The organism is Actinokineospora guangxiensis (assembly GCF_042657845.1).
GTDB classification, from domain to species: Bacteria; Actinomycetota; Actinomycetes; order Mycobacteriales; family Pseudonocardiaceae; genus Actinokineospora; species Actinokineospora guangxiensis.
The window spans coordinates 206,088-226,567 of record NZ_JBHSKF010000002.1 but is presented as its reverse complement, the minus strand read 5'-3'; the positions used below and the strand labels follow the sequence as shown (position 1 = coordinate 226,567).

15 protein-coding genes are annotated in these 20,480 nt (G+C 72.8%); 8 read left to right on the top strand and 7 right to left on the bottom strand.

All coding sequences use genetic code 11. The features are described from left to right. Nucleotides 1-91 precede the first annotated feature (91 nt). Nucleotides 92-1,087: a LacI family DNA-binding transcriptional regulator gene (locus tag ACFPM7_RS04895; RefSeq protein ID WP_378244259.1), complete on the bottom strand. Its 996-nt coding sequence runs from the start codon at nucleotides 1,085-1,087 to the stop codon at nucleotides 92-94. A 363-nt stretch (nucleotides 1,088-1,450) separates the two neighbouring features. Here ACFPM7_RS04895 and ACFPM7_RS04890 point away from each other — a divergent pair, with 363 nt between their 5' ends. The 7 genes from ACFPM7_RS04890 (at nucleotide 1,451) to ACFPM7_RS04860 (ending at nucleotide 10,347) form a co-directional block, all read left to right on the top strand. Beyond that, a complete protein-coding gene (locus tag ACFPM7_RS04890) occupies nucleotides 1,451-2,440 on the top strand; it encodes an ABC transporter substrate-binding protein (protein WP_378244257.1) in 990 nt (329 codons plus the stop codon). Between the two features lie 69 nt (nucleotides 2,441-2,509). Beyond that, nucleotides 2,510-4,081: a sugar ABC transporter ATP-binding protein gene (locus ACFPM7_RS04885; protein ID WP_378244255.1), complete on the top strand. Its 1,572-nt coding sequence runs from the start codon at nucleotides 2,510-2,512 to the stop codon at nucleotides 4,079-4,081. A 38-nt stretch (nucleotides 4,082-4,119) separates the two neighbouring features. Further along, nucleotides 4,120-5,136, top strand: coding sequence for an ABC transporter permease (locus ACFPM7_RS04880; protein WP_378245013.1), 1,017 nt, complete (start codon nucleotides 4,120-4,122; stop codon nucleotides 5,134-5,136). Further along, nucleotides 5,133-6,119 carry a galactofuranose ABC transporter, permease protein YjfF gene (yjfF, locus tag ACFPM7_RS04875; RefSeq protein ID WP_465251831.1) on the top strand — a complete coding sequence of 329 codons (987 nt, stop codon included), beginning with the start codon at nucleotides 5,133-5,135 and terminating at the stop codon, nucleotides 6,117-6,119. The genes ACFPM7_RS04880 and yjfF overlap by 4 nt, the downstream gene beginning before the upstream one ends. A gap of 206 nt (nucleotides 6,120-6,325) precedes the next feature. Continuing rightward, nucleotides 6,326-7,741: a cellulase family glycosylhydrolase gene (locus ACFPM7_RS04870; protein ID WP_378244253.1), complete on the top strand. Its 1,416-nt coding sequence runs from the start codon at nucleotides 6,326-6,328 to the stop codon at nucleotides 7,739-7,741. Between the two features lie 57 nt (nucleotides 7,742-7,798). Further along, nucleotides 7,799-8,848 (top strand): LacI family DNA-binding transcriptional regulator, encoded by a 1,050-nt coding sequence (locus tag ACFPM7_RS04865; protein ID WP_378244251.1) that lies wholly within the window; start codon nucleotides 7,799-7,801, stop codon nucleotides 8,846-8,848. 62 nt (nucleotides 8,849-8,910) lie between these two features. Further along, complete coding sequence (locus ACFPM7_RS04860; RefSeq protein ID WP_378244249.1) at nucleotides 8,911-10,347, top strand: glycoside hydrolase family 43 protein; 1,437 nt, start codon at nucleotides 8,911-8,913, stop codon at nucleotides 10,345-10,347. A gap of 54 nt (nucleotides 10,348-10,401) precedes the next feature. Here the strand turns inward: ACFPM7_RS04860 and ACFPM7_RS04855 are convergent, their stop codons facing one another. The 4 genes from ACFPM7_RS04855 to ACFPM7_RS04840 form a co-directional block, all read right to left on the bottom strand. Then, nucleotides 10,402-11,220: an SAM-dependent methyltransferase gene (locus tag ACFPM7_RS04855; RefSeq protein WP_378244247.1), complete on the bottom strand. Its 819-nt coding sequence runs from the start codon at nucleotides 11,218-11,220 to the stop codon at nucleotides 10,402-10,404. Nucleotides 11,221-11,331: 111 nt separating this feature from the next. Then, nucleotides 11,332-12,735 carry a pyridoxal phosphate-dependent decarboxylase family protein gene (locus ACFPM7_RS04850; RefSeq protein ID WP_378245009.1) on the bottom strand — a complete coding sequence of 468 codons (1,404 nt, stop codon included), beginning with the start codon at nucleotides 12,733-12,735 and terminating at the stop codon, nucleotides 11,332-11,334. A gap of 5 nt (nucleotides 12,736-12,740) precedes the next feature. Then, complete coding sequence (locus ACFPM7_RS04845; protein ID WP_378244245.1) at nucleotides 12,741-14,039, bottom strand: MFS transporter; 1,299 nt, start codon at nucleotides 14,037-14,039, stop codon at nucleotides 12,741-12,743. 79 nt (nucleotides 14,040-14,118) lie between these two features. Next, the gene (locus ACFPM7_RS04840; protein WP_378244243.1) at nucleotides 14,119-18,186 is read right to left on the bottom strand and encodes a SpoIIE family protein phosphatase; all 4,068 of its coding nucleotides are present in this window, start codon (nucleotides 18,184-18,186) and stop codon (nucleotides 14,119-14,121) included. 129 nt (nucleotides 18,187-18,315) lie between these two features. Here ACFPM7_RS04840 and ACFPM7_RS04835 point away from each other — a divergent pair, with 129 nt between their 5' ends. Beyond that, entirely contained in the window at nucleotides 18,316-18,675 is a 360-nt protein-coding gene (locus ACFPM7_RS04835) for an STAS domain-containing protein (RefSeq protein ID WP_378244241.1), read from the top strand. A gap of 22 nt (nucleotides 18,676-18,697) precedes the next feature. Here the strand turns inward: ACFPM7_RS04835 and ssuE are convergent, their stop codons facing one another. Together ssuE and ACFPM7_RS04825 are read right to left on the bottom strand one after the other, a co-directional pair. Then, entirely contained in the window at nucleotides 18,698-19,246 is a 549-nt protein-coding gene (ssuE, locus tag ACFPM7_RS04830; protein ID WP_378244238.1) for an NADPH-dependent FMN reductase, read from the bottom strand. Between the two features lie 19 nt (nucleotides 19,247-19,265). Further along, nucleotides 19,266-20,480 carry an acyl-CoA dehydrogenase family protein gene (locus tag ACFPM7_RS04825; protein ID WP_378244236.1) on the bottom strand — a complete coding sequence of 405 codons (1,215 nt, stop codon included), beginning with the start codon at nucleotides 20,478-20,480 and terminating at the stop codon, nucleotides 19,266-19,268.

Genomic DNA, 20,480 nt, shown 5'->3' with positions numbered 1-20,480 from the left:
GCAGCGGGGGAACTGCCGGTGAGCGCGTACACCGGCCGCCGCGGACATGCCGACAACCCGGCCGTCGCCGGCCGGGTGCGAGCGGAGTGGGTCAGGCGCGCGGCGGGGCGACGCTCGCGCGCTCGACCAGGGTCGGGCTGATGGTGCGCCGCAGGACCTCGCCACCGGGGTGCCCGCCGTCGGAGATCTGGGCCAGCAGCAGCGCCAGGGTCTCGGTGGCGACGGCGTCGAAGTCGGGGCGGACCGTCGTCAGCGGCGGGATGAAGTAGGCGGCCTCGGGCACGTCGTCAAAGCCGACGACGCTGACCTCGCCGGGCACGGACCTGCCGCGCTCGCTCATCGCCCGCAGGATGCCGAGGGCCAGGTGGTCGTTGGCGGCGAACACGGCGGTGACCTCGGGCATGCGGGCCAGCATCTGCCCGGCCTGGTACCCGGCCGCCGCGCTCCAGTCCGCGGCGGCCAGCGGCGGGATCTCCGCGCCCGCCTCGGTCAGGGCCGTGCGCCAGCCGCGCACGCGGCCCGCGGCGTCGAACCAGTCGGCGGGCCCGGACACGTGCCAGACCGTGCTGTGACCGGCGTCGAGCAGGTGTTTCGTGGCCGCGTAGGCGCCGGCCTCCTGGTCGACGGTCACCAGCGGCGCGCCGCGCTCGGGGTCGCCGTCGACGATGACCAGCGGCACACCCGCGGGCACGTCGGCGAGGGCGTCGTTGGCCGACGCGGTGGGCGCTATCGCCACGATCCCGGCCACCCGCTGGTCGCGGTGGTGCTCGACAGCCGCGGAGATGGAGCTCCGGTCCAGTTCCCGCACCCGCCGCACGCTGACGGCGAACCCGGCCGCGGCGGCGGCCAGCTCGAAGGCGGCCAGCAGCGAGGCCGGGCCGTAGAGGGTGGAGTTCTGGGCGACGACGCCGATGAGCTGGGACCTGCCGGTGACCAGCGCCCGCGCGGCGCGGTTGGGCCGGTAGCCGAGTTCCTCGACGGCGGCGCGGACCCGCAGGCGGGTCTGCTCGCGCACGCTGGGATGGCCGTTGAGCACCCGGGAGACGGTCTGGTGGGACACCCCCGCCAGGCGTGCGACGTCCGTCATGGCCGGATCGCGCACCGTCCGCCCGCCCCCTGCTGATCCCGCCACCGGGCCACCTCGATTCCGCTTGCGACCGATGTCGTTGTTAACGATAACACCGGGCCGGCGGCGATGCGGGGAATCCCAACTGGAGTGTCGCACAGGCGCACCAGCCGCGCACTATTCGGACCGCGAGCTGCGACGATATCGCCCGCACCCAGAGTGAGCGCTAACCTAGCCAGTCCACCCCAGGCTGTCAACGATGCGGATTCGTGGTTTACAAAGGGTTGACGGGGCCGATGTGAGCGTTCACTCTAGCTCCCAGTGACAGCGGTCACGCGCCCTGCCGCACCGCCGGGCGACCCGGTTGACCACGGAGGAAGAGCAGTGTCGAAAAAGATCACGGCAGCCCTCGGCGCCGTCCTGCTGGCCGCGCTGGCGGCCTGCGGCGGGGGCGGCGGAGGCGGCTCGGCCAACCCCGGCGGCGGCGCGGGCGGCCAGGACGACGGCAAGCTCGTCATGGGCTTCGCCCAGGTCGGCGCCGAGAGCGGGTGGCGCACGGCGAACACCAAGTCCGTCCAGGAGTCAGCGACGGCCGCGGGCGTGGAGCTGAAGTTCTCCGACGCGCAGCAGAAGCAGGAGAACCAGCTCAAGGCGATCCGGTCCTTCATCCAGCAGAAGGTGGACGTCATCGCGTTCAGCCCGGTCGTGGAGACCGGGTGGGACGCGGTGCTGCTGGAGGCCAAGCGCGCCAACATCCCGGTCATCCTGACCGACCGCGCCGTGGACTCCGAGGACGACACCCTCTACGAGACGTTCCTCGGCTCGGACTTCGTGGAGGAGGGCAAGAAGGCCGGGCAGTGGTTGGTGGACAACACCCAAGGCGCGGTGAACGTGGTGGAGCTGCAGGGCACCACGGGCGCGGCCCCGGCCATCGACCGCAAGGAGGGCTTCGAGTCCGTCATCGCCGCGCGCCCGGACATCAAGATCGTCGCCACGCAGAGCGGTGACTTCACCCGCGCGGGCGGCAAGCAGGTGATGGAGGCGTTCCTGAAGTCCAACCCGGACATCGACGTCGTCTACGCGCACAACGACGACATGGGCCTCGGCGCCATCGAGGCGATCAAGGCGGCGGGCAAGAAGCCGGGCACCGACATCAAGATCATCACCGTGGACGCCGTCAAAGACGGCATGACCGCACTGGCCAACGGCGAGATCAACTTCATCGTCGAGTGCAACCCGCTGCTCGGCCCGCAGCTGATGGAGCTGGCCAAGAAGGTCGTCGCGGGCGAGGAGGTCCCCAAGCGCGTGGTGACCGAGGAGACCACCTTCACCCAGGAGCAGGCCAAGGCGGCCCTGCCCGAGCGCAAGTACTGACACGAGCAGCGGTCCCGCCCCCGGCCCTGGTCCGCGGGGGGCGGGACCGCCACCACACGAAAGCTGGCCATGACCGACACAGCTCCGCAGAGCCCGGCCCCGGTGGTCGACATGCGCGGCACCAGCGTCGAGTTCCCCGGCGTCAAGGCGCTCACCGACGTGGACTTCCGGCTGTTCCCCGGCGAGGTGCACGCCCTGATGGGCGAGAACGGCGCGGGCAAGTCCACCCTCATCAAAGCGCTGACCGGCGTGCACACCCCCGCGGCGGGCGAGATCCACCTGAACGGCTCCCCCGTGGCGTTCACCGGGCCGGGCCAGGCCCAGGACGCCGGGATCAGCACCGTGTACCAGGAAGTCAACCTCTGCGGGAACCTCTCGGTCGCCGAGAACATCCTGCTCGGCCGCGAGCCGCGCCGCTTCGGCCGCGCGGGCTGGATCGACGGCAGGCGCACCCGTGCCCGCGCCGCCGAGCTGCTCGCCCGCATCGGGCTGTCCATCGATCCCGGCTCGACCCTGGCCAGCCACCCGATCGCCGTGCAGCAGCTGGTGGCGATCACCCGCGCGCTCGCCGTGGACGCGCGGGTGCTGGTGCTCGACGAGCCGACGTCCAGCCTGGACACCGACGAGGTGGCCGAGCTGTTCCGCATCATGCGCGTGCTGCGCGAGGAGGGCGTGGCGATCCTCTTCGTCTCGCACTTCCTCGACCAGGTCTACGAGATCTCCGACCGGATGACAGTGCTGCGCAACGGCGCGCTGGTCGGCGAGTACCGCACCGGTGAGCTGAGCCGCATTGATCTGGTCTCGGCGATGCTCGGCCGCGCCGCGGGCACGCTGGCCGAGGTCGAGCGCCGCGTCGAGCGGCACGTGCCGGGCACCGAGGCCGTGGTGCGCGCCGACGGCCTCGGCCGCAAGGGCGCCATCGAGCCCTTCGACATCGAGGTCCGCGCGGGCGAGGTGGTCGGCCTGGCCGGGCTGCTCGGCTCCGGCCGCACCGAGATGGCCCGCCTGCTCTACGGCGCCGACCGGCCGGACACCGGGACGCTGTCGGTCGACGGCGCGCAGGTCCGCGTCCGCGGCCCGCGCTCGCTGATCGCCAGGGGCGTGGTGTTCTCCTCGGAGGACCGCAAGGCCGAAGGCCTCGTCGCCGACCTGACCATCCGCGACAACATCGTCCTGGCCATGCAGGCCGCGCGCGGCTGGGCCAGGCCGCTGCCGCGCCGGACGGTGGACGCGCTGGTGGCCGAGTACGTCGAGAAGCTCGACATCCGCCCGGCCAACCCCGACGCGGTGGTCGGCACGCTCTCCGGCGGCAACCAGCAGAAGGTGCTGCTGGCGCGCTGGCTGGCGACCAAGCCGCGGCTGCTGATCCTGGACGAGCCCACCCGCGGCATCGATGTCGGGGCCAAGGCGCAGATCCAGAAGGTCGTGGCCGACCTGGCCGCCGACGGCATGGCGGTGCTGTTCATCTCAGCGGAGCTGGAGGAGGTGGTCCGGGTGTCCGACCGCGTCGTGGTGCTCCGCGACCGACGCAAGGTGGCCGAGCTGACCGGCGGGGACATCTCCGTCGACCGGGTCATGTCGATGATCGCCGGGCATGGTGTGGACCCGGTCGACCCGCTGCCCGAGGCGGTGGACGCGTGAGCGACAGGGTGGCCACCACGGGGCAGGTCGCGCGGCCGGTGCCGAGCCGCGCGGGGGTGAGCAGGCTGGTGTGGCCGCTGGCCGCGCTCGTCGCGCTGATCGCGCTCAACGCCGTGTTCACGCCGTCGTTCCTGACCCTGCGCATCCAGGACGGGCACCTCTTCGGCAGCCTCGTCGACATCCTGCGCAACGGCGCGCCGACACTGCTGATCGCGCTCGGCATGACGCTGGTGATCGCGACCCGCGGGATCGACCTGTCGGTCGGCGCGGTGGCCGCGATCGCCGCGGCGGTGACCTGCGTGCACATCGCGGGCGGCGGCAGCGCGATCGTCGGCATGGTGCTGGCGCTGGCGCTGTGCGTGCTCCTGGGGCTGTGGAACGGGTTCCTGGTGACCGTGCTCGGCATCCAGCCGATCATCGCCACCCTGGTGCTGATGACGGCAGGCCGCGGGCTGGCCATGCTCATCACCGAGGGCCAGATCATCACCGTGAACAACGACCTGTTCAGCCAGATCGGCGCGGGCTTCCTCGTGCTGCCGATCGCGATCCTGATCAGCCTCGCCGCGCTCGTCGGGGTGGCGCTGCTGACCCGCCGCACCGCGCTGGGCATGCTGATCGAGGCGGTCGGGGTCAACCCGGAGGCCAGCAGGCTCGCGGGTGTGCGGTCGCGGACGATCGTGTGGACGGTCTACGTCTTCGTCGCGCTGTGCGCGGGCGTGGCGGGGCTGATGCTCGCCTCGAACGTCAACTCCGCCGACGCCAACAACCTCGGCCTGTGGATCGAGATGGACGCGATCCTGGCGGTCGTCATCGGCGGCACGTCGCTGGCGGGCGGGCGCTACTCGCTGCTCGGGACCCTGCTGGGCGCGCTGGTGATCCAGACGCTCACCACCACCGTCTACACCATCGGCGTGCCGACGAACGTCACGCTGGTGTTCAAGGCGGTCGTGGTCATCGCCGTCTGCCTGCTCCAGTCCCCGCGCGCGGCGGGCCTGCTGCGCGGGCGCGCTTCCCGACCATCCACTCCGGACAGCGCCGAGGTGAGCGCCCCGTGACCACTCTGACGTCACCTTCCCGGACTTCCCGCGTCCCGCAGCGGTTCCTGCCCGTCATCGCGACGTTCGTCGTGTTCATCGCGACGTTCGGGACCGGGTCGATCCGCTACGAGGGCTTCGCCTCGGGGCAGGTCGTGGCGAACCTGTTCATCGACAACGCGCACCTGATCGTGCTCGCGGTCGGCATGACCTTCGTGATCCTGACCGGCGGCATCGACCTGTCGGTCGGCTCGGTGGTGGCGCTGTCCTCGATGATCGCCGCCGCCGGGCTGCAGGCCGGGTGGCCGGCGTGGCTGGCCGTGCTGGCCTCGCTGGCGGCGGGCAGCGCGCTGGGCCTGTTGATGGGCCTGGTGATCCACCACTTCCAGGTGCAGCCGTTCATCGTGACGCTGGCGGGCATGTTCCTGGCCCGCGGCCTGTGCTTCCTGATCAGTGTGGAGTCGGTGTCCATCAAGGACAAGACCTTCCGCGCCGCGGCCACCGGGTCCTTCGAGCTGCCGGGCGATGTGGTCGTCACCTACTCGGTGGTCATCGCACTGCTGGTGGTCGCCGTGGGGGCCTACGTGCTGCACCTGACCCGCTTCGGGCGCACGGTGTACGCCGTCGGCGGCAGCGAGTCCTCGGCGCGGCTGATGGGCCTGGCGACCGGCAGGGCGAAGGTCGGCGTGTACGTGATCAGCGGCTTCTGCTCGGGCCTCGGCGGGCTGCTGTTCAGCCTGTACATGCTCTCCGGGTACGGGCTGCACGGCGTGGGCATGGAGCTGGACGTCATCGCGGCGGTGGTGATCGGCGGGACGCTGCTGGCGGGCGGTGTCGGCTACGTCGTCGGCTCGCTGGCCGGTGTGCTGGTGCTCGGCACGGTGCAGACCCTGATCTCCTTCGACGGCACCCTCACGTCGTGGTGGACCAAGATCGTCATCGGTGTGCTGCTGCTGGCGTTCATCGTGCTCCAGCGGCTGATCGTGCGCCGCCGGGAGCAGTGACCGCGTAAGCACCCCGACCGACCAGGGCGAATCCGGTTCCGGGTTCGCCCTGGCGGCGTTCAGGGCGCGACTACGCAAAGCGATCACCGCTCAACTCTGTGCTTCCCGAAAGTCGCGGGGTGGTGTTACGGTCCTCGACCACGGACACCCAGGCGCATGCTTGGGAGCGCTCCTGGTCCGTTTGTCCCGCGTCAAGGAGGAGACCAGTGAAGCGCTCCACCGCGCTCCTAGCGGCCTGCGCGGCCGCACTCGGATCGGCGGGCCTGGTGGCCCTGCCCCAGGCCGCGGCGGCCCCCGGCTGCCGCGTCGACTACACCATCACCAGCCAGTGGCAGGGCGGGTTCCAGGGAGACATCCGGATCACCAACCTCGGTGACGCCCTGTCCGGCTGGACCCTGGCGTTCAGCTTCCCCTCGGGCCAGCGGGTGACCCAGGGCTGGAACGCGACCTGGACCCAGTCGGGCGCCGGGGTCAGCGTCGCGTCGCTGGAGTGGAACCGGCAGCTCGGCGCGGGCGCGAGCACCAGCGCCGGGTTCACCGGGTCGTGGTCGGGGTCCAACCCCGTGCCGACGTCCTTCAGCCTCAACGGGACCACGTGCACCGGCTCGGTCCAGCCGCCCACCACGACCACAACAGCGACCACCACAACGACCACCACAACGACCACTTCCCCACCGCAGAACGGCACCCCCGTGCAGATCAACGGGCAGCTGCGGGTGTGCGGGGTCAACCTGTGCAACCAGCACAACCGCCCCATCCAGCTGCGCGGCATGAGCACCCACGGCATCCAGTGGTTCGCCCGCTGCTACACCAACAACTCGCTGGACGCGCTGGCCAACGACTGGAAGTCCGACCTGTTCCGCATCGCGATGTACGTGCAGGAGCAAGGGTATGAGACCAATCCGACGGCGTTCACCAACCAGGTCAACAACCTCGTCGACATGGCCGAGTCCCGCGGCATGTACGCCATGATCGACTTCCACATCCTCACCCCGGGCGACCCGAACTACAACCTGGAGCGGGCCAAGACCTTCTTCCGCGCCGTCGCCACCCGCAACGCGGCCAAGACGAACGTGATCTACGAGATCGCCAACGAGCCGAACGGCGTCAGCTGGGCCTCGATCAAGAGCTACGCCGAGCAGGTCATCCCGGTCATCCGGGCGGCCGACCCCGACGCCGTCGTCATCGTCGGCACGCGCGCGTGGTCGTCGCTGGGCGTCTCCGAGGGCTCCACCGAGTCCGAGGTCGTCAACAACCCGGTGAACGCGCAGAACATCATGTACGCGTTCCACTTCTACGCCGCCACGCACAAGGACAGCTACCGCACTGTCCTGGCCCGCGCCGCGACCCGCCTGCCGCTGTTCGTCACCGAGTTCGGCACGGTGACCGCGACCGGCGGCGGCGCGTTCGACCGGGAGAGCACGGTGGCGTGGCTGAACCTGCTCGACCAGCACAAGATCGGCTACGCGAACTGGACCTACTCCGAGGCCAACGAGAGCAGTGCCACCTTCCGCCCCGGCACCTGCGGCGGCTCGGACTACTCCAGCTCCGGCGTCCTCACCGATTCCGGGGCTCTGCTGAAGTCCCGCATCAGCACCGCGGACAACTTCCCGACCAGCTGACCCGGTGGCGCCGGGGGTCCGCGCGGACCCCCGGCGTCCCGCGCCGGGAGGAAAGCCATGGGGCGCAAGCCCACCATGTACGACGTCGCGGAGCGCGCGGGCGTCTCGATCGCGACGGTGTCCTTCGCCTTCGCCCAGCCGGGCCGGGTGCGCCCGTCGACCCGCGAGGCCGTGCTCGCCGCCGCTGCCGCGCTGGGCTACGTGCCCAACGCGAACGCGCGCGGGCTGGCCAGGGGCCGCACCGGGGCCATCGGCCTGTACGCCTTCGACTACCTGCTCGACCTGACCGAGCCCGCCGATGTCCTCACCCCGAACGACGCGCGGCTGTTCCCGCAGTACGCCGACGAGGTCCAGCGCGGCGTGGAGCTGGAGTGCCGGGTCCGGGGACTGGCGCTGATGCTCGGCGCGGGCACGCCGCAGACCGCACTTCCCGGCGACCTCGGCGTCCCCCGCGTGGTCGACATCGCCGGCCGCGTCGACGGGCTCATCGCGTTCGCGGGCGCGGCCCCGTCCGACGCGCTGACCAGGATCGCCGGGCGCATCCCGGTGGTCGAGCTGGGTGGGATGAGCACGGCCGAGGGCACCAGGACGGTGGTCGTGGACAACACCACCGGAATGCGCGGACTCGTCGAGCACCTGCTGCACGTCCACCGGCACAGGGAGTTCCGCTACATCGGCGATTCCCGGACCGCCGAGTTCGACGCGCGCTACGCCGCGTACGCCGCGACGCTGGCAGGCGCGGGCGTCGCCGCGCTCCCGCCCGCGCACAGCGCGCCGGGCGCGGAGGAGACCACCCGCGCCGCGGTCGGCGACCTGCTGGCCGCCGACGCGCTCCCGCACGTGATCGTCTGCTCGACCGACCAGGAGGCGCTGGTCGCCCTGGACGCGTTGCGCGACAACGGCGTCGCGGTGCCGGGGCGCGTGGCGGTGACCGGGTTCGACGGGATCGTCGCGGCGGGCCTGAGCACACCGGGGCTGACGACGGTCCAGCAGCCGATGCAGGCCGTCGGCCGAACCGCGGTGCGCCTGCTGACCGGGGAGATCACCGAGCAGTCCGCGCCCCTGCCGACGGCGCTGGTGCTCCGCCAGAGCTGCGGCTGTGCTTGACGGCAGTCGATCTAAGCGCTTAAGTAGCCGATTGGGAGCGCTCCCTAACGATCGGAGGACAGGTGGGCAACCCGGTCATCGCGGGCTTCTTCCCGGACCCGACGGTGTGCGCCGCGGACGACGGCTACTACCTGGCGTGCTCGTCCTTCGAGTACTTCCCCGGCGTGCCGGTCTTCCACAGCACCGATCTGACCACCTGGCGCCAGATCGGCAACGCCCTCGACCGGCCCAGCCAGCTCACCCCCGGGGGCGCGGCGGACAACCAGGGCGTCTACGCGCCGACGCTGCGCCACCACGACGGCCGCTTCTGGCTCGTCACCACCAACGTCTCCGAGGCGGCGCGCGGACACCTGCTGGTGACCGCCGACGACCCGGCGGGCCCGTGGTCAGACCCGTTGCACATCACCGGTTCCAGCGGCATCGATCCCGACATCGCCTGGGACGCCACCGGTTCCTGCTACCTGACCTGGAGCGACGCGGGCATCCGCCAGGCGTGCATCGATCCCGTCGCGGGCAGGCTGCTGGAGGAACCGCGTCCACTGTGGAGCGGAACCGGGCTGGCGTATCCGGAGGCCCCGCACCTGCACCACCACGACGGGTGGTGGTACCTGGTCATCGCCGAGGGCGGCACCGAGCGCGGCCACTGCGTCGCCGCCGCCCGCTCGCGCTCGATCACCGGCCCGTTCACCGGCGCGCCGGGCAACCCGCTGCTGACCCGGCGCGGCACCACGCACCCGGTGCAGAACACCGGGCACGCCGATCTCGTCCGCACCCCGGACGGCGAGTGGGCCGCGGTCTACCTCGGCGTGCGCCCGCGCGGGACGACCCCGAAGTTCCACGTCAACGGGCGCGAGGTGTTCTTGGCGGGCCTGGACTGGGTCGACGGGTGGCCGGTCTTCGACACCGAGCGCCACGCCGTGCCCGCCGCCGACCACTCCTTCACCGACACCTTCGACGGCGACCGGCTCGACCCGATGTGGATCTCGCCGAACAGCGCCCCCGACCGGATCGCGAAGCCCGGCCCCGGCGGCCTGGGCGTGGACCCCGCACCCGCGCGCGACCGCGAGCCCGGCATCCTCGCCGTGCGCGCCCGCGACCTGGCCTGGACGGTGAGCGCCAGGGTCCGCCCCGGCGGCGGCCGCGCCCGGCTGCTGGTGCGCGTGGACGACACCCACTGGTGCGGCGTGGAACTCGGCGACGGCCTGGCGGTGGCACTGGCCGAGATCGGCCCGCTCGGCACCACGCTGGCGACCCTGCCGGTGCGCCCGTCCGAGGCCGTCGAACTCGTGGTGCGCGCCCGCGCGGCGCCCGCCCACCGGGGACCGGACGAGCTGTGGCTGGGCATCCGGACATCGGTGGGCGAGCACGAGATGGCGGTGCTGGACGGGCGCTACCTGTCGACGGAGGTGGCGGGCGGGTTCACCGGCCGGGTCATCGGCGTGCAGGCCCGCCAGGCGCCCTTCGTCCTGGAGCGCTTCACCTACCGCACCGACGGGTGAATACGCCGACGGCGGCCGGCCCACCTGGGGGTGTCGGGCCGCGTCGCGGCGATCTCAGGGCTTGCGGCCGACCGCGGCCACGATGCAGTGGCCCACCGACGGCAGCGGCTTCTGCCGGGGGCCGTTCGGCCACCAGTCGTCGGCCGTCACCAGGCCCGGCTCGACGAGGTCGAGGCCCTCGATCATCTCCTCGATCTCGGCCCGCTTGCGGAAGTATCCGCGGTGGATGGTCTCCATGGTGATGGTCTGGATGCGCATGGCGGTCTCGGTGTGCTCGTTCTCCGGGTCGATGAAGTGGCTGAACGCCACGTAGGACCCGGACGGGATGGCATCGATGTAGCGGCGCATGATCTCGGCGGGAGCCAGCGGGCTCTCGTCGGGGTTGTGGTGGTGCAGGGTCGCGACCATCATCAGCACGAGCGGACGGGTCAGGTCCAGGTGGGTGCGGACGTCCTCGTTCTCCAGCACGTTCTCGGGCTCGAAGATGTCGGCGTCGATGAAGCGGGTGTTCTCGTTCTCCTCCAGCAGCGCCCTGCCGTGGGCGAGCACCACCGGGTCGTTGTCCACGTAGACGACCCGGGCGTCGGGGGTCACCCGCTGGGCGATCTGGTGGGTGTTCTCCGCGGTCGGCAGCCCGGAGCCGCAGTCGAGGAACTGGTCCATGTCGGCGTCGCGGGCCAGGAAGCGGACCGCGCGGACGAGGAACTCCCGGTTGCTGGTCGCGATGAACGGCAGCTCCGGCACCACGGAGGTGATCTGCTCCAGCAGCTGGCGGTCGACCTCGTAGTTGTCCTTGCCGCCCAGCGCTGCGTTGTAGGCGCGGGCGACGCTGGGACGGGTGGTGTCGATCAACGAGGAACGAGGGGGCTCCATTAGCACCTCACCGGGGAGAGTGGACGCGAGCAGTGCTGACACACCGTATCTGATCTGTCCCGGCGAGTGACCCCCAGGTAGGGCGACTGCCGGTCGCTCCCTCCTAAACGATCACTCGCTGGGGGTGTACAGCACGCCCAGGAACTCCACTAGCAGGCGTTCCCTCAACCGTGGGCGGGCGGCGGCGAGCAGCGTGTTCACCGCCGCCATCCGGTCCGGGAGGACCTGGTCGCCCGAGCCCATGCCCGCCGCGGCGAGCAGCCCGGCGAACTGCTCGCCGGTGAGCCCGTCCGGGTCGAGGGCGGCGACGAAGGCGACCACGTCCGGGCCGACGTCGGGCGGACCGGCGGCGCGGGCGGCGTCGACGGCGTCGCGCAGGTCGGCGAGGAACGCGTCCTCGTGCCCGTCGTTGGCCGCGGTGACGGTGATGTGCAGGTTCGCCGGGGACGGTCCCGAGGCGAACTGCGGCTGCACGTACCAGCCGCGCGCCTTCATCTCGTCGGCCACGACGAACACGTCGACGTCCAAGCCGGCGAAAGCGGCCAATGTGGACTCCGGCTCGCCGAGCACGCGCAGGCCGGGTGTCGCCGCGATGCCGTCCACGATGCGGCGGGTGCTCGCCAGCGCCCTGGCGGCGAGGTCGCGGTAGCCGTCGGGCCCGATGTGGCGCAGCACGGCCCAAGCGGCCGCCAGCGGACCGCCGGAGCGGGTGGACTGCATCGTGGAGTTGAGCATCGTGTACCCGGGCCAGGCGGCGCTGGCGAAGTACTGCGCCCGGCGCAGCTCGGCCGAGGCGTGCAGCAGCACCGATGTCCCTTTCGGACAATAGGCGTACTTGTGCAGGTCGACCGACAGCGAGGTCACGCCCGGCACGGAGAGGTCGAAGGGCGCCACCTCGGCGTGCGGCAGCACCCAGCCGCCGATGCAGGCGTCGACGTGGCAGCGCACCCCGGCGGCACGGGCCGCGGCGGCGATCTCGGCGACCGGGTCGATCACCCCGTGGGCGTAGGAGGGCGCGCTGGCCACGACCAGGACCGTGCTCCCGGTGATCGCCGCGGCCATCGCGGCGGGGTCGGCGCGGAAGGTCGTGGCCTCGACCGGCACGACCACGGCGCGCACGCCGAAGTAGTGCGCCGCCTTGTGGAAGGCGGCGTGCGCGGTCTCCGGCAGCACGATCTCCGGCTCGGCGACCTCGGGGCGGGCGTCGCGGGCGGCCTGCACGGCCAGCAGGCACGACTCGGTGCCCCCGGAGGTGACGGCGCCGACGGTCCCCGGCCCGCCGCCCAGCAGCCGTGCCGCGGCGGCGACGACGTCGTTCTCCAGCCGCAGCAGGCTCGGGAACGCGGTCGGGTCCAGCCCGTTGACCGACGAGGCGAGCGCGTGCGCCGAGGCCGCCAGCGCGTCCAGGCCGGGCAGGGCGCTGTCGTAGACGTAGGCCAGGGTGCGGCCCCCGTGGGTGGGCAGGTCGCCGCCGCGCAGCGCGGCGAGCTCGGCCAGGACGTCGTCGGCGGCCATACCGGTCACGTGCTCGTCTCCCGGGGAAGCAGGGGCAGGGCGATGACGGCCAGCACGGCCGGAAGCGCGGTGAACCCGATCAGCGCGGCGGTCACCGCGCCCGGCGGCTGCTCGGCGCCGCCGCTGCTGGCCACGTACCCGCCGACGGCGAGCACGAGTCCGTAGACGCCAGGGCCGAGCGCGAGGCCGAGGGTCTCCCCCGCCGTCCACACCCCGGCGAACAGGCCCGCCCGAGCGGTGCCGCTGGCCTTCTCCTCGGCGCTGATCACGTCGGGCAGCATGGCCAGCGGGAACACCTGCATCCCGGCGTAGCCGACGCCGACGACGGCCATCAGCGCGAACACCCCGACCGTCGGCAGCGACCGCGACGCCGCGAGACCGGCGGCCGCCGCCCCGAACAGCAGCGAGGCCACCAGCAGCCCGAACCGCTTGCCCCGGCGCGCCCCGACCCGCTGCCACAGCGGCATGACGACCAGCGCGGGCCCGACGAAGCCGACGAACAGCGCCGTCTGCGCGCCCGGGTCGGCGAGCACCAGCCTGGCGAAGTAGTCCACCCCGGCGAGCATCGTGCCCAGCCCGACGGCCTGGACGACGAAGACCGCCAGCAGCAGCCGGAACACCCGGCTGCCCCGCACCACGCGCAGCAGCTCGCGGGGCGTGGCCTCGGCGGTCGGCCGGATCGCGGCGGGCACCCGCCGCATGCCCGCGACGGTGACCAGCGTGCCCACGAGCATCAGCGCGCCGACGGCCACCCCCACCACCCAGTACCCGCCGACGGCGTCGCGCAGCGCGGGCGCGCCCGCGCCGGACACCAGGATCGCCAGCGCCAGGAACGCCATCCGCCAGGCCATGAGCCGGGTGCGCTCGTCGTAGTCGTCGGTGATCTCGGCGGCCATCGCCACGTAGGGCACCTGGAAGAACGCGAACGCGGTCGCACAGCCCAGGAACACCACGGCCACGTAGGCGATCGCCCAGCCGCCGGTCAACGGACCCGCGAACAACGCGGCGAACAGGGCGGCCAGGGCGATCCCGCCGCCGGTGAGGAACGGCAGGCGGGTGCCCGCCCGGTCGCTGATGCGCCCGGCGACGGGGTTGAAGAGCACGTCCCACGCCTTGGGCGCCAGGACCAGCAGCCCGGCCACCGCGGCGGGCACGGCGAGCGAGTCGGTCAGGTAGGGCAGCATCAGCAGGCCGGGCACGGTGCCGAAGGCGCCGGTCACGAAGGAGCCGCTGGCGTAGGCGGCCCGCACCCGGCTGCCCGAGCGCCCGGCCCGCGCCGGGGATGCCTGATCAGGTGGCTGCATAGACCGCGAATCCTGGCACGCCGAGAGCCTGGCGCACAGGACCATTCCTGACTTGTTGCCTGCTGCCCGCTGGTTTCCGTCAGTCCGTGCGCACGCGCATCTCGACGGTGGTGCCGTGCGGGCTGGGGCTGATCACGACGTCGTCCATGACCGCGCGCATCAGGTCGATGCCGCGGCCGCGGTGCGGGGTGGCGTCGCGGGGCTTCCACGCGCCGCTGTCGCGCACCAGCAGGCGCAGGCCGGTGACTGTCGCCTCGGCGTGCAGGGTGACCTGGTTGTCGGGGGCGAGCAGGTAGCCGTGCTCGATCGCGTTCGTGCACGCCTCGCCGACGGCGACCAGCACGTTCTGGGCGAGGTCGGCGTCGATGTCGCAGCGGGCGAGCCACTCGCGCAGCGCGGCGCGGGCCGGGGCGAGGCGCTCGGGGACGGCGGGGAAGCCCAGGCTCAGCGGCGCGGGATCGCGGTAGAGCAGCAGGGCGACGTCGTCGTCGTAGCCGACGTCGGGGGCCAGGGCCGTCATCACGTCGTCGGCCAGGTCGCCGATGGGGGTGCCCCGCCCGGCGTGCAGGGCCGCGATGGCGCGGTCGATGCCGTCGGTGAGCGGGGCGCGGCGGCGCTCGATGAGGCCGTCGGTGTACAGCAGCAGCGTCGACCTGGGCGGGATGGCGCAGGTCGCCTCGGGCCTGGGGTGGCCGGGGCGCACCGCCAGCGGCGTGGCCCGACCGCCGTCGAGCTGGTCGACCGAGCCGTCGCGGTGGGTCAGGATGCCGGGCGGGTGGCCCGCGCTGGAGTAGACCAGGGTCCGCTCGGCGAGGTCGAGGACGCCGCAGAACACCGTCGTGCACATCGCGCCGGGCAGCACGGCGGCGAAGCGGTCGAGCGCCATCAGGGTCTGGGCGGGGCTGGAGTCCTGCAGCAGCAGCGCGCGGCAGGCGCTGCGCAGCTGGCCCATGACCGCGGCGGCGGGCAGCCCGCGGCCGACGCAGTCGCCGACGACGATGCCGATCCGGCCGTCGGCCAGCTCGACGGTGTCGTACCAATCGCCGCCCACCTCCAGCGGTCGGGCGGCCGGCTCGTAGCGCACGACCAGCCCGGAGAGCTGGTGGGCCGGGCCGAGCATCGCCCGCTGCAGCTCCAGCGCCGTGGTGCGCTGCTGGTCGATCTGGTGCGCGCGGTGCAGGCCCTGGCCGAGGTGCCCGCCCAGCAGCGCGAGCAGGGTCCGGTCCTCGGTGGACAGCGGGCGCCGCTCGTGGAGGTCGATGAGGATGGCGAGCAGCCCGTCGGGGTGCTTGAGCGCGATCCCCGCGCCCACGCCGGGGAACGCCGCGGGCACCAGCGGCGGGGAGGTCCGCAGCGCGGCGGCGGCGTGGCGCTGCTCGGGGCGCAGCTCCGCCCAGCGCCGGTGCGGCTCGGTGCTCAGGACGGTGGGATCGTCGGCGTCGGTCCACACCGCGGCGACGACCTCGGCGGAGCGCCAGAGCCCGCGCAGTTCGCCGAGCGCCCCGCGCAGCGCGTCGTCCATCGTGTCCGCCGACCCCAGTCGCACGCTCATCGCCGCCACCGCGGCGTCGGTCTGCACGGCGTAGTGCTCGGCGGTGATGTCGCGGAAGGTGCCGACGAGCACCTTGCGGTGGGTGCCGGGGTCCTCGACCGGGTTGAGGGTCACCTCGATCCAGAGCCGCTGCCCCTCGCGGTGCACCACCGGGATGCGGTAGGTGCCCGACCCGCCGCCCATGACCTCGGCGAAGGCGGCGTCGGCCAGCCGGTGCGCCTCGGGGTCGACGCGCTCGTCCGGCAGCCAGGGGTGGCGCCACGAGTAGGGCAGGCCGTCGGGGCCGTAGCCGATGAGATCGGTGAACGCGGTGTTGATCTCAATGACCGCGCCCTCCTCGTCGGCGACGAAGAAGGCCTCCCGCAGCGAGTCGATCAGGGTGTCGCGCCAGCGTTCGTGCCGCTCGCGCAACCCGCTCAGCGCGATCGCCGAGCGGACCCTGGCCAGCAGTTCGGCGGCGGTGAACGGTTTGACGAGGTAGTCGTCGGCGCCCGCCTCAAGGCCGTCGATGGCCGCCTCCTGCCCGGCGCGCGCCGACAGCAGCACGATCGGCGTGCGCGCGGTGCGCTGGTCCTCGCGCAGCGCGCCGACCAGTGCCAACCCGTCCATACCGGGCATCATCACGTCGCTGATGAGCAGGTCGGGCGGGGTGGCACGGGCGGCGGCGAGCGCGGCCAGGCCGTCCTCGACCGCGGTGACCCGGTAGGCGGGCGAGAGCAGACGGACCAGGTAGTCGCGCATGTCGGCGTTGTCGTCGGCGACGAGGACCGAGGCCGACTCCGCCGACCCCCAGGGCCCCGTGGCGGTGTCCTCGCCGTCGGGCAGCCAGCGCAGCGCCTCCTGGATGAACGGGTCGGCGCCCGCGATGCCCGCCCCGGGCTGGGGGTGCGGGGACACCCGCTCGGGATCGAGGTGGCGGACGCCGAACGGGACCCGCACGGCGAACTCGGTGCCCTCGCCGGGCGCGCTGCGCGCGGTGATGGTCCCGCCGTGCAGGTCGATCAGCTCGCGGACCAGGGCGAGGCCGATGCCGCTGCCCTCGTTGGAGCGGGCGCGCGCGGCCTGGATGCGGTGGAAGCGCTCGAACAGCCGGGGCATCTCCTCGGCGGCGATCCCGATGCCGGTGTCGCCGACCAGCAGCTCCGCCTGGCCGCCCTCGGCGCGCAGGCGTACCGACACCGTGCCCTCGAAGGTGTGCTTGAGGGCGTTGCTCAGCAGGTTGAGCACGACCTTCTCCCACATGCCCCGGTCGACGTGCACCGGGTGGGGCAGCGGCGGGCAGTCGACCTCGAAGGCGACCCCAGCCTTGTCGAAAGCCGACCGGAACACCCCGGCCAGCTCGGTGGTGAACGCGGCGAGGTCGACCGGCTCGAACTGGGCGACCACGCGCCCTGCCTCGATGCGCGAGAAGTCCAGCAGGGTGTTGACCAGCTTGCCCAGCCGCAGCGCGTTGCGGTGCAGCACCTCCAGCTCCTCGCTCGGCGGCTCGCCGAGGCGTTGCCGCTCGGCGCGCAGCTCGTCGACCGGGCCGAGCATGAGCGTCAGCGGCGTGCGGAACTCATGGCTGACGTTGGAGAAGAACGCGGTCTTGGCCCGGTCCAGCTCGGTCAGCTGCTCGTTGCGGCGCTGCTCGGCGCGGAAGCTGACCGCGGCGTTGACCAGGGCGGCGACCTGGTGCACGACCAGGCCGAGGAACGCCAGGTACTCCTCGTCCAGCGGCCTGCCCGCCGACACCGCGAACACGACGGCGCCCACCTGCTTGCCCGCGGTGTCGCCGGGGATGGGGAACACCGCCGCCTGCGCGGGCGGCACCTGCCAGCCGCCCGACGGCAGCGCCCCGACGCGCGCGACGACGTCGTCGATGACCACGGGGGCCTCGCCCGCCAGGGCCTCCTCCAGCGGCCATCCCCGGCCGGTCTCCCCCGCCGGAGTTGTCGCGGCGAGCACCAGCCCGTCGCTGTCAGCCTCGCGCAGGTGGACCTCGACGTAGGGCAGGTCGGCCCGCGCGGCGTCCAGCGCGCGGGCCACCAGCTCGCCCGCCTCCCGCACGTCCCGCGCCCGACCCGCCAGCGCGCCCAGCTCCCTGAGCACCGCGAGCCTGCGCTCCCCGATGACGCGGTCGGTGGTGTCGCGCACGGCGGTGAACACCCCGCGCACCGCGCCCTCGTCGTCGTGCAGCGGGCTGTAGGAGTAGGTCCAGTAGGTCTCTTCGAGGTAGCCGTGGCGGTCCAGCGGCAGCAGCTGGTCCTCCGACCAGGTGGCCTCCCCGGTCTCCAGCACCGAGGTCAGCATCGGCCCGACGATGTGCCAGATCTCGGCCCAGATGCGCTCCCCGACCTCGAAGAGCGCGGGGTGCTTGGCGCCCATCAGCGGCATGTAGGCGTCGTTGTACAGGAAGCGCAGGTCGGAGTCCCACCACACGATCATCGGAAACCGCGAGGTCAGGCAGATGCGCACCGCCGCGCGCAGGCCCGCGGGCCAGTCCTGCGGCGGACCGAGCGTGGTCTCGGCCCACGGGTGGGCGCGCATGCGTGCGGCCATCTCGCTGCCGCCGGGGAACACCAGCTCAGCCGGTCCCGCTCTGTCTGCCGCCATCGTGTCCGCCCTCCGGCTCGTCCCGGCGGTCACAATCTCACCACCGCCGTGCCGCACCCGGCGACGCAGGACCGCTGGCAGGCGTCCCGCGGGCCGGATACGGTCGGGAAAGTCCCCAGGGAGGTCGAGGTGCAAACAGGTCCGCAGCTGGAGATCTCGGTGGAGCGCCGAGGTGCGGCCGCGGTGGTCGGCGTGCGCGGCGAGATCGACATGGCGACCTCGGCGCAGCTGCGCGAGGCGCTGTCCGCCGCGCTGGCGGGCACGCCGGACACGGTCGCGGTGAACCTGTCCGAGGTCGCGTTCATCAGCTCCAGCGGGCTGCGGGAGCTGATCGTCTCCCGCGACCAGGCCTCCGACCAGGGTGTGCGGTTCATCCTGTCGAATACCCCGCAGGCCGTCCGCCGGGTCTTGGACCTGACCGAGACGACGCGGCTGTTCGTCCTGGCGTCCTCGGTCGAGAGCGCGCTGAACGGGCCTGACCAGCACTAGGCCAGGCCCGTTCTCGCCACGCTCACCCGGTGAGCGGTCCCGCACGGGCGTGCAGCGCGGCGGAGAACCCCGCGACGACCTCGCGCAGCGGGCGCTCGGCCTCCTCGGCCAGCACGACCGCCCCGCCCTCGGTGCGGATGTGCCGGTCGAGCACGAACCAGCCGGGCACGACGTGGTGGGCGCCGAGGGCGGAGAGCACCGGCCGCAGGGCGTAGTCCACCGCCAGCACGTGGGCCTGGGTGCCGCCGGTCAGCACCGGCAGCACCGTCTTGCCTGCCAACGCGTACTGCGGCAGCAGGTCCAGCAGGGTCTTGAGCACGCCGCTGTAGGCCGCCTTGTACACCGGCGAGGCGACGAGCACGCCGTCGGCGGAGGTGATGGCGGCGAGCAGGTCGGCGATCGCGGGGTGGCGGGCGTCGGCCGACAGCAGCGCGTCGGCGGGCAGGTCCCTGGCCCGCGCGGAGCGCACGCTGTGCCCGTCGGCGCGCAGCAGGTCGGCGGCGTGGTCGGTGAGGGCGGCGGTGCGCGAGGTTGCCGACGGGCTCCCGGACAGCGCGACGATCGTCGGCATCGGCGGTTCCTCCCGGCGCTCAGGTGTACCAGGTCGGCTCGGGGATCTGCCCGAGCAGCGCGTACCGGCCGACCTCGGCGCGCTTGTGGGCGACGGGGTCGTGCAGGCTGTGGGTGCGGATGTTGCGCCAGTGGACGTCGAGGCCGACCGACGCGGCGCTGGCGCGGGCGCCGGTCACCTCGTAGACGCGGCTGCCGACCTCGAGGCCGGTGTCGATGGCGCGCTGCTTGGCCGCGGCGACGAGCACGGCCGCCTCGCCGCGCTCGCGCTCGGTGACGGTGTCGGCGTGGGCGTTGATCGCCTCGATGGCAGCCGCCGCGCGCTCGGCGAGGGCTTCGGCGGCCCACAGCTTGGACTGCAGGTCGCCGTAGGCGTCGAGGATGTAGAACTCCTCGGTCGCGGCGTCCTTGAGGTCGCCGCCGTAGGGCCAGGGCCGGGTGCGCTCGCGGGTATAGGTGGCGGCGGTGCTCAGCGCGCCCCTGGCGATGCCCAGGTAGAAGTTGGTGAACACCAGCTGGATGAGCGGCACGTTGAGGGTGCTGTAGACGCGCGGCTGGAACTCGCGGTCGACGTAGCCCGCCGCCTGCGCCCAGGGCACCCGCACGTCGCGGATCTCGACGCTGCCGCTCTCGGTGAGGCGCTGGCCGAGGTTGTCCCAGTCGTCGTTGAAGACGATGCCGGGCTGGGCGGAGGCCACGATGGCGAAGATGTGCTTGTCGGTGCCCGCCAGGACGCCTTCGAGCACGGTGGCGTCGGAGACCCTGCTGCCGGTGGAGAAGGACTTGCGTCCGTTGTAGACCAGCTCGTCGCCGTCCTCGGTGATGATGAGGTCGTTGTCACGCGGGTTGACCGCGCCGCCGAAGAACCAGCGCTCGCGGGTGGCCTGCTCCTCGACGGCGGCGATCTGCTCGGGGGTGGCGACGAGCCGGGCGGCCCAGAACCACAGGTAGTGGTAGCCGATGAGCTGTCCGATGGACCCGTCGCCGACGGCGATCTCGCGGATGACGCGGTAGGCGGTGGTCCAGTTCTGGCCGCCGCCGCCGTGTTCCGCAGGCCCCAGGAGGGTGACGAGGCCGGAGTCCTTGAGCAGCTGGACCTCCGCGCGCGGGGTGGCCCCGGCGCGGTCGCGGGCCACGGCGTCGGTGGCCAGGATCGCGGCGACCTCGCGGGCGCGGCCGAGCCACGCCTGCTCGTCGGTGGGGGTCGCGGTCCACGCGGGCTGGGTGGTGGTCAC

Excerpts from the sequence above, each read along its gene's own strand:
- ACFPM7_RS04895 (WP_378244259.1), bottom strand. The coding sequence starts at position 1,087 with ATGACGGACGTCGCACGCCTGGCGGGGGTGTCCCACCAGACCGTCTCC.
- ACFPM7_RS04885 (WP_378244255.1), top strand. The coding sequence starts at position 2,510 with ATGACCGACACAGCTCCGCAGAGCCCGGCCCCGGTGGTCGACATGCGC.
- ACFPM7_RS04865 (WP_378244251.1), top strand. The coding sequence starts at position 7,799 with ATGGGGCGCAAGCCCACCATGTACGACGTCGCGGAGCGCGCGGGCGTC.
- ACFPM7_RS04855 (WP_378244247.1), bottom strand. The coding sequence starts at position 11,220 with ATGGAGCCCCCTCGTTCCTCGTTGATCGACACCACCCGTCCCAGCGTC.
- ACFPM7_RS04850 (WP_378245009.1), bottom strand. The coding sequence starts at position 12,735 with ATGGCCGCCGACGACGTCCTGGCCGAGCTCGCCGCGCTGCGCGGCGGC.
- ACFPM7_RS04845 (WP_378244245.1), bottom strand. The coding sequence starts at position 14,039 with ATGCAGCCACCTGATCAGGCATCCCCGGCGCGGGCCGGGCGCTCGGGC.
- ACFPM7_RS04840 (WP_378244243.1), bottom strand. The coding sequence starts at position 18,186 with ATGGCGGCAGACAGAGCGGGACCGGCTGAGCTGGTGTTCCCCGGCGGC.
- ssuE (WP_378244238.1), bottom strand. The coding sequence starts at position 19,246 with ATGCCGACGATCGTCGCGCTGTCCGGGAGCCCGTCGGCAACCTCGCGC.